This window comes from Streptomyces sp. NPDC025784, assembly GCF_055558435.1.
Genome location: NZ_JBVHMN010000002.1, coordinates 23,456 through 36,837 on the forward strand (window position 1 = coordinate 23,456; position 13,382 = coordinate 36,837).

11 protein-coding genes are annotated in these 13,382 nt (G+C 71.3%); 6 read left to right on the forward strand and 5 right to left on the reverse strand.

Annotated elements, in window-relative coordinates:
* Positions 1–48: 48 nt before the first annotated feature.
* The 5 genes from ACZ4IF_RS06245 to ACZ4IF_RS06265 all read right to left on the reverse strand — a co-directional run bounded on the left by ACZ4IF_RS06245 (position 49) and on the right by ACZ4IF_RS06265 (position 5,201).
* Positions 49–369, reverse strand: coding sequence for an L-rhamnose mutarotase (locus ACZ4IF_RS06245; protein ID WP_467560049.1), 321 nt, complete (start codon positions 367–369; stop codon positions 49–51).
* 17 nt (positions 370–386) lie between these two features.
* Positions 387–1,469, reverse strand: a complete 1,083-nt coding sequence (gene rhaS, locus ACZ4IF_RS06250) for a rhamnose ABC transporter substrate-binding protein (protein ID WP_467560051.1) — start codon at positions 1,467–1,469, stop codon at positions 387–389.
* Between the two features lie 198 nt (positions 1,470–1,667).
* Positions 1,668–2,657, reverse strand: coding sequence for an ABC transporter permease (locus tag ACZ4IF_RS06255; protein WP_467560053.1), 990 nt, complete (start codon positions 2,655–2,657; stop codon positions 1,668–1,670).
* Positions 2,650–3,690, reverse strand: a complete 1,041-nt coding sequence (locus ACZ4IF_RS06260; RefSeq protein ID WP_467560055.1) for an ABC transporter permease — start codon at positions 3,688–3,690, stop codon at positions 2,650–2,652. The genes ACZ4IF_RS06255 and ACZ4IF_RS06260 overlap by 8 nt, the downstream gene beginning before the upstream one ends.
* Positions 3,687–5,201: a sugar ABC transporter ATP-binding protein gene (locus tag ACZ4IF_RS06265; RefSeq protein ID WP_467560057.1), complete on the reverse strand. Its 1,515-nt coding sequence runs from the start codon at positions 5,199–5,201 to the stop codon at positions 3,687–3,689. The genes ACZ4IF_RS06260 and ACZ4IF_RS06265 overlap by 4 nt, the downstream gene beginning before the upstream one ends.
* 382 nt (positions 5,202–5,583) lie before the next feature.
* Here ACZ4IF_RS06265 and rhaI point away from each other — a divergent pair, with 382 nt between their 5' ends.
* From rhaI to ACZ4IF_RS06295, 6 genes are all read left to right on the forward strand, one after another.
* Entirely contained in the window at positions 5,584–6,744 is a 1,161-nt protein-coding gene (rhaI, locus tag ACZ4IF_RS06270; RefSeq protein WP_467560059.1) for an L-rhamnose isomerase, read from the forward strand.
* 133 nt (positions 6,745–6,877) lie between these two features.
* The gene (locus ACZ4IF_RS06275; protein ID WP_467560061.1) at positions 6,878–8,917 is read left to right on the forward strand and encodes a bifunctional aldolase/short-chain dehydrogenase; all 2,040 of its coding nucleotides are present in this window, start codon (positions 6,878–6,880) and stop codon (positions 8,915–8,917) included.
* Between the two features lie 56 nt (positions 8,918–8,973).
* Positions 8,974–10,362: a rhamnulokinase gene (locus ACZ4IF_RS06280; protein WP_467561085.1), complete on the forward strand. Its 1,389-nt coding sequence runs from the start codon at positions 8,974–8,976 to the stop codon at positions 10,360–10,362.
* Between the two features lie 98 nt (positions 10,363–10,460).
* Positions 10,461–11,216 (forward strand): (Fe-S)-binding protein, encoded by a 756-nt coding sequence (locus ACZ4IF_RS06285; RefSeq protein ID WP_467560063.1) that lies wholly within the window; start codon positions 10,461–10,463, stop codon positions 11,214–11,216.
* Positions 11,213–12,688, forward strand: coding sequence for a LutB/LldF family L-lactate oxidation iron-sulfur protein (locus ACZ4IF_RS06290; protein WP_467560065.1), 1,476 nt, complete (start codon positions 11,213–11,215; stop codon positions 12,686–12,688). The genes ACZ4IF_RS06285 and ACZ4IF_RS06290 overlap by 4 nt, the downstream gene beginning before the upstream one ends.
* Positions 12,685–13,332, forward strand: coding sequence for a LutC/YkgG family protein (locus ACZ4IF_RS06295; RefSeq protein ID WP_467560067.1), 648 nt, complete (start codon positions 12,685–12,687; stop codon positions 13,330–13,332). Before ACZ4IF_RS06290 ends, ACZ4IF_RS06295 begins: the two co-directional genes overlap by 4 nt.
* Positions 13,333–13,382 lie beyond the last annotated feature (50 nt).

Consider the following 13,382-nt stretch of genomic DNA (forward strand, 5'->3'; position numbering starts at 1 on the left):
CGCGGGCCGTCGTGGGCGGAGTGCGTCGTCTCATGCGAGGGGTCCTGCTCAGGCGAGGTGGAAGACTTCGGTGAGCGGTTTCATGGCCTCGTCGGGTCGGGCGCCGTCCAGCGATTCGAAGAACGGCGCCATCTCCGCCTGCCAGCGGGCGTTGACGTCGGTGGCCTCCATGCCCGCCTGGGCCACGGCGAAGTCCTCGGTCTCCAGGTAGCCGACGAGCAGGCCGTCCTCGCGCAGGAAGAGCGAGTAGTTGTGCCAGCCGGTGGCCGAGAGCGCCTCGCACATCTCGGGCCACACGGCGGCGTGCCGCTCGCGGTACTCGTCGAGGCGGTCCGCCCTGACCTTCAGCAGGAAGCACACGCGTTGCATCAACACCCCTTGAGGAATCAGAAGTCGAACTGGTCGATGTTCTTGGCGTCGAACACGGTCGGCTTGCCCAGGTTGATCACGCCGTCCTTGCCGATGGTGAAGGTGCCCATGTCGCCGGCCTTGAAGGTCTCGCCCTCCTTGCCGGTGATCTGCCCGGAGGACAGGGCCACGGCCGTGCGGGCGGCGAGCTCGCCGAGCTTCGCCGGGTCCCACAGCTCGAAGGCGTCGACGGTGCCGTTCTTGACGTACTTGCGCATGTCGTTCGGGGTGCCGAGGCCGGTCAGCCTGACCTTGCCCTTGTACTTCGAGCCGGACAGGTACTGCGCCGCGGCCTTGATGCCGACCGTGGTCGGCGAGATGATCCCCTTGAGGTTCGGGTGCTCCTGGAGAAGGCCCTGGGTCTGCTGGAAGGACTGCTGGGCGTCGTCGTTGCCGAAGGCGACCTTGACCAGCTTGATGTCCTTGTACTTGGGGTCCTTCAGCTCGTCCTTCATGAAGTCGATCCAGGTGTTCTGGTTCGTCGCGGTCTGCGCGGCGGACAGGATCGCGATCTCGCCCTTGTAGTCGATCTGCTCGGCGAGCAGCTGCACCTCGGTGCGGCCCAGGTCCTCGGCGCTGGCCTGCGAGACGAAGGCGTTGCGGCAGTCGGTCTTGGTGTCCGAGTCGTAGGTGACGACCTTGATCTTGTTCGTCATCGCCTGCTTGAGCGCCGTGCACAGGGCGCCCGGGTCCTGCGCGGACACGGCCATCGCGTCGACCTGCTGCTGGGTCAGCGTGTTGACGTAGCTGACCTGGCTGCTGGTGTCGGTGGCGCTGCTGGGGCCGACCTCCTTGTAGCTGGAGCCGAGTTCCTCGAGCGCCTTCTCGCCGCCCTTGTCCGCGGAGGTGAAGTACGGGTTGTTGACCTGCTTGGGCAGGAAACCGACGGTCAGGCCCTTCTTGGTGGCCGCGTTCGGGTCGGCCTTGCCCGCGGTGGCGGCCGAGCCGCCGGAGTCCTTGACGTCGTTCTTGGTGGTGCCACCGCAGGCGGTGACGGCCAGGGCGAGCGAGGTGACGGCGGCGAGGGCCGCGCAGCTGCGACGGATCGACGACTTGCGCATGGCGGGTCCTTTTCGGGAGGGAGGGGGTGCGCCCCCGACGGGGCGCGGGACTGTCTCGGTGTGCGGCTCCGCCGCGACGGCGCGACCGGCCGGGGACGGCCGGCGGCCGTCGGACGGCCGGTCCGGCGGGTGCGCCGGGAACGTGCGGGTACGTCGTGAGCGGGTGGAACGGGCCGGGAGCGGGCGGGGGCGGGGCGGCTAGGTCTGCGTGGTGGCCGCCCTGCGGCCCGCCCGTGCCACGGAGATCTGCCGTGCGACCCGGGGGCCGAGCACGGAGACGACCAGCAGGACGCCGGTGACGACGATCTGCGACTGCGCGGAGACGTTCAGGAGGCTCATCACGTTCTGCAGGGCGCCGAGCAGGAAGACGCCGGCGATCGCGCCGCCGAGCGTGCCCTTGCCGCCGTCGAAGTCGATGCCGCCGAGCAGGACGGCCGCGACGACGGAGAGTTCCAGTCCGGTGGCGTTGTCGTACCGGGCACTGGCGTAGTGCAGAGCCCAGAAGACACCGGTGAGCGAGGCCATGAAGCCGGTCGCGACGAAAAGGATCAGCTTCTGCCGCTTGACGCGGACGCCGGCGAACCGCGCGGCCTCCTCGTTGGCGCCGACCGCGAACGCGGAACGCCCGAACGGGGTGGCGTGCAGGACGACCACGGCGACGGCCAGCAGTACCAGGAAGGGCAGGAACGCCTGCGGGAGGAACGTGTCGCCGATGCGTCCGGCCGCGAAGTCGAGGTAATGGGTGGGGAAGTCGGTGACGGCGTCCGAGCCGAGCACGATCTGCGCGACGCCCCGGTAGGCGGCGAGCGTACCGATCGTGACGGCGAGGGAGGGCAGTCCGAGCCTGGTCACCAGCAGACCGTTGACCAGGCCGCACACCACGCCCAGGAGCAGGCACAGCGGGATGATCGTCTCGATGGACATGCCCTGGTTCCACAGGGCTCCCATGACCGCGCCGGACAGGCCGGCCGTGGAGGCGACCGACAGGTCGATCTCCCCCGCCACCACGAGCAGGGTCATCGGCAGGGCGATCAGCGCGATGGGCAGCGTGTTGCCGATCAGGAACGACAGGTTGAGGGCGTTGCCGAAACCGTCGACGAAGCCGAAGGAGAACAGCAGCAGGACGATGAGGAGGGCGCCGACGACCGTGTCCCAGCGGACGGCGCGCGCGAGGGGCGAGTCAGCCATGGCGGGCGTTCCTCTTCTTCAGTGCGGAGGCCACGCGCAGCGCGACGACCCGGTCGACCGCGATGGCGAGGATGAGCAGGATGCCGTTGATGGCGAGCACCCAGACGGAGCTGACGCCGAGGGCGGGCAGCACGCTGTTGATCGAGGTGAGCAGCAGGGCGCCGAGGGCGGCGCCGTAGACGCTGCCGGATCCGCCGGTGAAGACGACCCCGCCGACCACGACCGCGCTGACGACGGTGAGTTCGTAGCCGTTTCCGGTGCCGGAGTCGACGTTGCCGAAGCGGGCGAGATACAGGGCGCCCGCGAGTCCGGCGAGGCCCCCGCACACCACGTAGGCGGTCAGGATGCGCTTGCGGACGGGGATGCCGGCGAGTCGGGCGGCCTCCGGGTTGGAGCCCAGCGCGTACAGCTCGCGTCCGCTGCCGAAGTGCTTGAGGTAGTACGCGGTGACCAGCAGCACCGCCAGCGCGATCAGCGCGAGGTAGGGGACGGCCGAGATGCCGCCGGAGCCGAAGTCGACGAAGGAGCCGGGCAGGTCGGCCGCGGTGATCTGCCGGGAGCCGACCCAGATGGAGTCGATGCCGCGGATGATGTAGAGGGTGCCGAGGGTGACGACGAGCGCGGGTACCTGGCCGAGGCTGACGAGCGTTCCGTTGACCAGTCCGCAGGCGATGCCGAGCAGGACCGAGAGGAACACGGCGACGACGGGGTTCCCTCCGCCCTGGAGATAGGTGCCGGCCGCGAAGGCGCTGATGCCGAGCGTCGAGCCGACCGACAGGTCGACGTTGCGGGTGATGACGACGAGCGACTGTCCGGTGGCGACCAGGACGAGGATCGTCGCGTTCAGGAGCAGGTCCTTGATGCCCTGCTCGGACAGGAAGTGGCTGTTGCCCGCCTGGGTGATGGCGATCATCACCAGGAAGACGACCAGGATGGCCAGTTCGCGCATCTTGAAGACGCGGTCGACCAGCCGGGTGCCGCTCGACCTTGGCACCTCGGCGGCGGGGGCGGGGTTGGGAGCGGTCACCGTCATGCGGCCCTCCCGGTGGCTGCGGCCATCACGGTTTCCTCGGTGGCTTCGGAGCGTGGGATCTCGGCGGTGAGCCGGCCCTCGTGCATCACCAGCACGCGGTCCGCCATGCCGAGGATCTCGGGCAGATCGGAGGAGATCATCAGGACGGCCACCCCGTCGGCGGCCAACTCGCCGAGCAGGCGGTGCACTTCGGCCTTGGTGCCGACGTCGATGCCACGGGTCGGCTCGTCGACGATCAGCACCTTGGGGCCGGTGGCGAGCCACTTGGCGAGGACGACCTTCTGCTGGTTGCCGCCGGAGAGCGTGGAGACGGTGTCCGCGATCCTCGCGTACTTCACCTGGAGCTTGACGGCCCAGTCGAGGGAACGGCTGCGTTCGGCACCGCGGTCCATCAGGCCGGCCCGCACCGTGCTGCGCAGGCCGGTCAGGCCGATGTTCCGCTCGATGGACATGTCCATCACCAGGCCCTGGGCCCGCCGGTCCTCGGGGACGAGGGCCAGTCCGGCGGCCATGGCCGTCGAGGGTGCGCCGTTGGTCAGCGTCCTGCCGTCGACCTCGACCTCGCCGCCGTCCCAGCGGTCCACGCCGAACACGGCCCGCGCCACCTCCGTGCGGCCGGCGCCGACGAGGCCGGCGAGGCCGACGATCTCGCCGCGCCGCACCTCGAAGGAGACGTCGGTGAAGACGCCCTCGCGGGTCAGCCGGCGCACGCTCAGGGCGACCTCGCCCGCCCGGACGTCCTGCTTCGGGTAGAGCTCGTCGAGGTCGCGGCCGACCATCCGGCGCACCAGGTCGTCCTCGGTCATGCCGTCCAGCGGCTCGCTCGCGATCCAGGCGCCGTCGCGCAGGGTGGTGACGCGCTCGCAGATCTGGAAGATCTCCTCCAGGCGGTGCGAGATGAACAGCACCGCGGAGCCCTGGTCGCGCAGGGTGCGCACGACGCCGAAGAGGCGGGCCACCTCGCTGCCGGTGAGGGCGGCGGTCGGCTCGTCCATGATCAGGACGCGGGCGTCGAAGGAGAGGGCCTTGGCGATCTCGACGATCTGCTGGTCGGCGATGGACAGACCGCGGGCGGGGCGGTCGGGGTCGAGTTCGACTCCGAGGCGCTGCATCAGGGCCAGGGTGGCGGCGTGGGTCGCCTTGTGGTCGATGCGGCCGAGCGCGCGCCGGGGCTGGCGGCCCATGAAGATGTTCTCGGCGATCGACAGGTCGGGAAAGAGCGTGGGCTCCTGGTAGATCACCGCGATGCCCGCGTCGCGGGCGTCGGCGGGTCCGTGGAAGACGGTGGACTCGCCGTCCAGCAGCACCTGGCCGGCGTCCGGTCGGTGCACGCCGGCGAGTGTCTTGATGAGGGTCGACTTGCCCGCGCCGTTCTCTCCGGCGAGCGCGTGCACCTCGCCGGGAAACAGTTCCAGGGACACGTCCCGCAGGGCGCGCACGGCGCCGAAGGACTTCGAGATGTCCTTGAGCGCCAGCACGGGGGCCGGACCCGTATCGGACGGGTGGGTCATGAGGGGCTCCTCGACGACGCCGGCGGGACGGCCCCACAGCGTCGTGAAAGGTTTCAATTGGGTTGCCGGGACGTTAGGCATGTCACCCAGGTCACGTCAATGGGTTCGTGTCGAAATTTTTCGATGGTCAAAGGTCACAACAGAGTCACGGAGAACGGTCTGCGCCACAGGGGTTGACAGCCCCTCGGACGGCTCATAGCTTCGCCTTCTGAATCGTTTCAGACAGTCGTTGCAGGTAGCCGTCCCACCAGCCCCTCAGGAAGCACCGCAGGGCGCTCTTCGCACAGCCCGTCCCACGAGCCCGTCCGGACCCGTCCGGGGCCCGCCCGAAGAGATCCGCCCCAGCAGTCCTTTTCAGATCCGAAGTCGTAGGAGTCCCGAAGTGACCGAGCTCGCCGCGGTGAAGGCCGCGCTCAAGACCCAGGCCGTCGAGACGCCGTCGTGGGCGTACGGGAACTCGGGGACCCGGTTCAAGGTGTTCGCGCAACCGGGGGTCCCGCGCACCCCGCAGGAGAAGCTGGACGACGCCGCCAAGGTGCACGAGTTCACCGGCGCGGCCCCCACGGTCGCGCTGCACATCCCCTGGGACAAGGTCGACGACTACGAGGCCCTGGCCAAGCACGCGCAGGAGCGCGGTCTGAAGCTGGGCGCGATCAATTCCAACACCTTCCAGGACGACGACTACCGGCTCGGCTCGGTCTGCCACCCGGACGCGTCGGTGCGCCGCAAGGCCCTCGACCACCTTCTCGAGTGCGTGGACATCATGGACGCGACGGGTTCGAAGGATCTGAAGCTCTGGTTCGCGGACGGCACGAACTACCCCGGCCAGGACGACATCCGTGAGCGCCAGGACCGGCTCGCCGAGAGCCTCGCCCAGGTCTACGAGCGGCTCGGCGACGACCAGCGCATGCTCCTGGAGTACAAGTTCTTCGAGCCGGCCTTCTACGCGACCGACGTCCCGGACTGGGGCACGGCCTACGCGCACTGCCTCAAGCTCGGCCCCAAGGCACAGGTCGTCGTCGACACCGGACACCACGCCCCGGGCACCAACATCGAGTTCATCGTCGCCACGCTGCTGCGCGAGGGGAAGCTCGGAGCCTTCGACTTCAACTCCCGCTTCTACGCCGACGACGACCTGATGGTGGGCGCCGCCGACCCCTTCCAGCTCTTCCGGATCATGTACGAGGTGATCCGCGGCGGCGGCTTCGGCCCGGACGTCGCCTTCATGCTCGACCAGTGCCACAACATCGAGGCGAAGATCCCCGCGATCATCCGCTCGGTGATGAACGTCCAGGAGGCCACGGCGAAGGCCCTCCTCGTCGACCGCGACGCCCTGGCCGCCGCGCAGCGCGAGGGCGACGTGCTCGCCGCCAACGCGGTGCTCATGGACGCCTACAACACGGACGTACGGCCGCTCCTCGCCGAGGTGCGCTCCGAGCTCGGGCTCGACCCCGACCCGGTCGCCGCCTACCGCCGGTCCGGCTGGGCCGAGCGGATCGCCGCCGAGCGGGTCGGCGGGCAGCAGGCGGGCTGGGGGGCGTAGCCCCCGGCCGCCCCGCCGCGCGCGGCCCGCGGGCCGCGCCGGGCCGGTCGCGCGGTCCCCCACGCCCCTGAAGGGCGTCCTCTGCCCGGGTGCGCACCCGGGCACGTCTTCTCACCTCCGAAGGATCAGGAACATGGCATCCCATCCCGAAGCCGCCGCTCTGCTGGCCCGGTCGCACCGGCTCGGCTCGGATCCCCGCAACACCAACTACGCGGGCGGCAACGCCTCCGCCAAGGGCACCGACACCGACACCGTGACCGGCGGCGACGTCGAACTGATGTGGGTCAAGGGCTCCGGCGGCGACCTGGGCACCCTGACCGAGGCCGGTCTCGCGGTGCTACGCCTGGACCGGCTGCGCGCGCTCACCGACGTCTACCCGGGCGTCGAGCGCGAGGACGAGATGGTCGCCGCTTTCGACTACTGCCTGCACGGCAAGGGCGGCGCCGCCCCGTCCATCGACACCGCGATGCACGGCCTGGTGGACGCGCCGCACGTCGACCACCTGCACCCCGACTCCGGCATCGCGCTCGCCTGCGCGGCCGACGGCGAGAAGCTGACCGCCGAGTGCTTCGGCGACAGTGTGGTGTGGGTGCCCTGGCGGCGCCCCGGCTTCCAGCTCGGCCTGGACATCGCGGCGGTCAAGGAGGCCAACCCGCGGGCGATCGGCTGCGTCCTCGGGGGACACGGCATCACCGCCTGGGGCGCCACCGCCGAGGAGTGCGAGCGCAACTCGCTGCACATCATCCGCACCGCGGAGACGTTCCTCGCCGAGCGCGGCGAGGCGGAGCCCTTCGGCCCTGTCGTCGAGGGCTACGAGGCCCTCGACGAGGCCGGCCGTCGGGACCGTGCCGCGGCGCTGGCACCGTACGTCCGGGCCATCGCCTCCGAGGACCGCCCGCAGGTCGGTCACTTCACCGACGCGGACGTCGTGCTCGACTTCCTCGCCCGCGCCGAGCACCCGCGGCTCGCCGCGCTCGGCACCTCCTGCCCGGACCACTTCCTGCGCACGAAGGTGCGGCCGCTCGTCCTCGACCTGCCGCCGACCGCGCCCCTCGACGAGGCGGTCGCCCGGCTGAAGGAGCTGCACGCCGGGTACCGCGAGGAGTACGCCGCCTACTACGAGCGGCACGCGCTGCCCGACTCCCCCGCGATGCGCGGCGCGGACCCGGCGATCGTGCTGGTCCCCGGGGTCGGCATGTTCTCCTTCGGCAAGGACAAGCAGACGGCCCGCGTGGCGGGCGAGTTCTACGTCAACGCGATCAACGTGATGCGGGGCGCCGAGGCCGTCTCCACGTACGCGCCGATCGAGGAGGCGGAGAAGTTCCGCATCGAGTACTGGGCCCTGGAGGAGGCCAAGCTGAAGCGGATGCCGAGGCCCAAGCCGCTCGCCACGCGCGTGGCGCTGGTGACGGGCGCCGGCAGCGGCATCGGCAAGGCGATCGCGCACCGGCTGGTGGCCGAGGGCGCCTGCGTGGTCGTCGCCGACCTGAACGCCCAGAATGCCGCCGCCGTGGCCGAGGAGCTCGGCGGCCCCGACAAGGCCGTCGCCGTCACCGTCGACGTGACGTCCGAGGAGCAGATCACCGAGGCCTTCAAGGCGGCGGTGCTGGCCTTCGGCGGAGTCGACCTGGTCGTCAACAACGCGGGCATCTCCATCTCCAGGCCGCTGCTGGAGACCACCGCGAAGGACTGGGACCTCCAGCACGACATCATGGCCCGCGGCTCGTTCCTCGTCTCGCGCGAGGCGGCGCGGGTGATGACCCGGCAGGGCCTCGGCGGCGACATCGTCTACATCGCCTCGAAGAACGCGGTCTTCGCCGGACCCAACAACATCGCCTACTCGGCGACCAAGGCCGACCAGGCGCACCAGGTGCGGCTGCTGGCCGCCGAACTGGGCGAGCACGGCATCCGGGTCAACGGCGTCAATCCCGACGGGGTGGTCCGCGGGTCGGGGATCTTCGCGGGCGGCTGGGGCGCGCAGCGCGCGGCGACCTACGGCATCGAGGAGGAGAAGCTCGGCGAGTTCTACGCCCAGCGGACCATCCTCAAGCGGGAGGTGCTGCCCGAGCACGTCGCGAACGCGGTGTTCGCGCTGACCGGCGGGGAGCTGACGCACACCACGGGCCTGCACGTCCCGGTCGACGCGGGCGTCGCCGCCGCGTTCCTGCGGTGACGGCTGTGCACCACACGTACGCCGCGGTCGACCTCGGCGCGTCCAGCGGACGCGTCATGGTCGGCCGCGTGGGGCCCGACACGCTGGACCTCGCCGAGGCGCACCGCTTCCCGAACCGGCCGGTCCGCCTCCCCGAGGGGCTGCGCTGGGACGTCCTCGGCCTGTACGCGGGCGTCCTGGAGGGACTGCGCGCCGCCGGCCAGGTCGACTCGGTCGGCATCGACAGCTGGGCCGTCGACTACGGCCTGCTGGACGCGGACGGAGCGCTCCTCGGCAACCCGGTGCACTACCGGGACTCCCGCACCGAAGGTGTCGCGGAGAAGGTGTGGGCGACCGTGTCCGCCGCGGAGCTGTACGCGGCGACCGGACTCCAGTACGCGCCCTTCAACACGCTCTACCAGTTGACGGCGGCCCGCTCGTCGGCTCAGTTCGCCCGCGCCGAGCGCCTGTTGCTGGTCCCGGACCTGCTGACGTACTGGCTCACGGGCGAGGCCGGGACCGAGCTCACCAACGCGTCGACCACCCAGCTCATCGACCCGAGGACGCGCGACTGGGCGTACGGGCCGGCCGAACGGCTCGGTATCGACCTCGGGCTGTTCGCGCCGCTGCGCCGTCCCGGCGACCCGGCGGGCCTGCTGCTGCCGCGGGTGCTGGAGGAGACCGGGCTGACCGGCCCGGTCCCGGTGACGACCGTCGCCTCGCACGACACCGCCTCGGCGGTGGCCGCGGTCCCCGCGGCGGGCGAGCGCTTCGCCTACATCTGCACCGGCACCTGGTCCCTGGCGGGCCTGGAGCTGGACGCGCCCGTCCTCACCGAGGAGAGCCGGGCGGCCAACTTCACGAACGAGCTGGGGCTGGACGGCACGGTCCGCTATCTGCGGAACATCATGGGGCTGTGGCTGCTCCAGGAGTGCCTGCGCGAGTGGGGCGACCCCGGCCTGGAGGGTCTGCTCACGGCCGCCGCCGAGGTCACGCCCCTGCGGTCGGTCGTGGACGCGGGCGACGCGGCGTTCCTGGCGCCCGGCCGGATGCCGCAGCGGATCGCCGACGCCTGCCGGGAGTCGGGCCAGCCGGTGCCCGCGTCCCCCGCGGAGATCACGCGCTGCATCCTCGACTCCCTCGCGCTCGCCCATCGCCGCGCGGTCGCCGAGGCGCAGGCCCTCGCCGAGCATCCGGTCGACGTCGTGCACATCGTGGGCGGCGGCGCCCGCAACGACCTGCTGTGCCGGCTGACCGCCGAGGCCTGCGGGCTGCCCGTCGTCGCGGGCCCCGCGGAGGCGGCGGCACTCGGCAACGTGCTGGTCCAGGCACGGGCGCACGGCCAGGTGGGCGACCGCGCGCAGATGCGCCGGCTGCTCGCCCGGACCCAGCCGTTGCGGCGGTACGAACCGCGCGGCGACACCGCGGCCTGGCTCGCTGCCGAGGAACGGCTCGCCGCACGCTGACCCTTGCCGCCCGCACACGGCGGGTGCGCGGCGTCTCCCGCTCCGCACACCCGCCGCGTAGGCTGCACTCATCCGATGATCGACAACAAGGAGCTGCGATGCGTGTCGCTCTGTTCCTGACCTGTGTCAACGACACGCTGTATCCGGACACAGGCCGCGCCGTGGTGAAACTGCTGACCAGACTGGGTGTCGACGTCGACTTCCCGATGGACCAGACGTGTTGCGGACAGGCGCACTACAACACCGGATATCGCCACGAGGCAGAACCGCTCGCCCGGCATTTCTCCGATGTATTCGGGGAGTACGAGGCCATCGTGACCCCGTCCGGCTCCTGCGGGGCGATGGTGCGGGAGCTCTATCCGCGGATGGGTGAGAGGGCGCGTACCGAAGGCCGCGGCGACACCCTCGCGACCACGCTGGCGCCCGTCGTGCCGAAGACGTACGAACTGACGGAGTTCCTGGTCGACGTGCTCGGCGTGACCGACGTCGGCGCCTACTACCCGCACTCGGTCACCTACCATCCGACCTGCCACGGGCTGCGGAGCCTGGGTCTGGGCGACCGGCCGCGGCGCCTTCTCCAGGCCGTCAGGGGGCTGGAGTTGCGCGAGCTGCCCGGCGCCGACGAGTGCTGCGGCTTCGGCGGCACGTTCGCCGTCAAGAACTCCGACGTCTCGGCCGCGATGGGCGCCGACAAGGTGCGCAACGCCGCGTCGACGGGTGCCGAGATGCTGTGCGCGGCCGACAACTCCTGCCTGATGCACATCGGCGGCACGATGACCCGCCTCGGCACGGGCATGCGTCCGGTGCACATCGCGGAGATCCTGGCGAGCACGGAAGAGGAGCCCTGGGCATGAGCGGGACGTTCGTCGGCATGCCGGCGTTTCCGAAGGCCGCGCACGAGGCCGTGCACGACGCCACGCTGCGCGGCAACCTGCGGCACGCCACGCACACCATCCGTTCCAAGCGCGCCAAGGCGGTCGCGGAGGTGTCCGACTGGGCGGCGCTGCGCGAGGCGGGCAAGCGGATCAAGGACCACACGCTCCGTCATCTCGACCGCTACCTGGTGCAGTTGGAGGAGTCGGTCACGGCAGCCGGCGGCACCGTGCACTGGGCCGCCGACGCCGACGAGGCCAACCGCATCGTGGCCGGCCTGGTCCGGGCGACCGGCGAGTCGGAGGTCGTGAAGGTCAAGTCGATGGCCACGCAGGAGATCGGCCTCAACGAAGCCCTGGAGGCGGAGGGCGTCCGCGCCTACGAGACCGACCTCGCCGAGCTCATCGTGCAGCTGGGCAAGGACCGGCCCTCGCACATCCTGGTCCCGGCGATCCACCGCAACCGCGGCGAGATCCGCGACATCTTCGCCCGGGAGATGAGCGAGTGGGGCCGCCCCGCCCCCGACGGGCTGACCGACACGCCCGCCGAACTCGCCGAGGCGGCGCGGCTGCATCTGCGCGAGAAGTTCCTGCGAGCCAAGGTCGGCATCTCCGGCGCCAACTTCATGGTGGCCGAGACCGGCACCCTCGTCGTCGTCGAGTCCGAGGGCAACGGCCGGATGTGCCTGACCCTGCCGGAGACCCTGATCTCGGTCGTCGGCATCGAGAAGATCGTGCCGACCTGGCAGGACCTGGAGGTGTTCCTCCAGACGCTGCCCCGCTCCTCCACGGCCGAGCGCATGAACCCGTACACCTCGACCTGGACGGGCACCACGGACGAGGACGGGCCCCGGGCCTTCCACCTGGTGCTCCTCGACAACGGCCGCACCGACACGCTGGCCGACGAGGTCGGCCGTCAGGCGCTGCGCTGCATCCGCTGCTCGGCGTGCCTGAACGTCTGCCCGGTGTACGAGCGGGCCGGCGGCCACGCCTACGGTTCCGTCTATCCGGGCCCGATCGGCGCGATCCTCAGCCCGCAACTCCGGGGCACCGCCTCGGAGATCGACGCGTCCCTGCCGTACGCCTCCTCGCTGTGCGGCGCCTGCTACGAGGTGTGTCCGGTCGCCATCGACATTCCGGAGGTGCTCGTGCACCTGCGGGAGCGGGTCGCCCAGGGCGGCCCGGCGACCCGCGAGGGCAACAAGGTCGTCCTCAAGCCGGCCAAGGGGCACGCCGCCGAGCGGGCGGCGATGCGGGCGGCGCGCTGGGCGTTCAGCCACCCCGGCGCACTGCGCACCGGCCAGCGGCTCGCCGGGCGGACGCGCCGCTTCCATCCGCGGACGCTGCCGGGACCCGGCAGGGCGTGGAGCGCGAGCCGCGATCTGCCGCCGGTGCCCGCGGAGCCGTTCCGCGACTGGTGGCAGCGCACTCGGGGCGGAAAGGACGCGAAGTGAACAGCAGGGATGTGATCCTCGGCCGGGTGCGGCGCGCGCTCGCGGACACGGGCCACGACGACACGCCGTACGACCAGGCCGTGGAGCGGGGGTATCTGCGCGAGCACGGGAAGCGCGGTGTCGCCGAGACCGTCGAGCTGCTCGCCGAGAACCTGGCCGACTACCGGGCGATGGTGCACCGTTGCGACGCGGACGGACTGCCCGGTGTGATCGCCGGGCTGCTCGCGGAGCGCGGCTCGGCCTCCGTGGTGGTTCCGCCGGGCCTGGACGAGGCGTGGCTGGCGGCCACGGACGTCACGCGCGTGGCGGACCGCGCCGAGACCACCCCGCACGAGCTCGACCGGGTGGACAGCGTGGTCACCGCGTGCGCGGTGGCGATCGCAGAGACCGGCACCATCGTGCTCGACGGCGGCCCCGATCAGGGCCGTCGCCGGATCACCCTGGTGCCGGACCACCACATCTGCGTCGTGCGCGTCCCCGACCAGGTGGTCTCCTCGGTGCCGCAGGGGCTCGCGCGGCTCGCTCCGGAGCGCCCGTTGACCTGGATCTCCGGCCCTTCGGCGACCAGCGACATCGAACTCGACCGGGTCGAGGGGGTGCACGGTCCGCGCACCCTGGAGGTGATCCTGGTGGGCGCGGTCTGAGCCGACCGGAGGCAGGTCCGCGCGGTTGAACCGTGCGGGCCCGCCCCGTC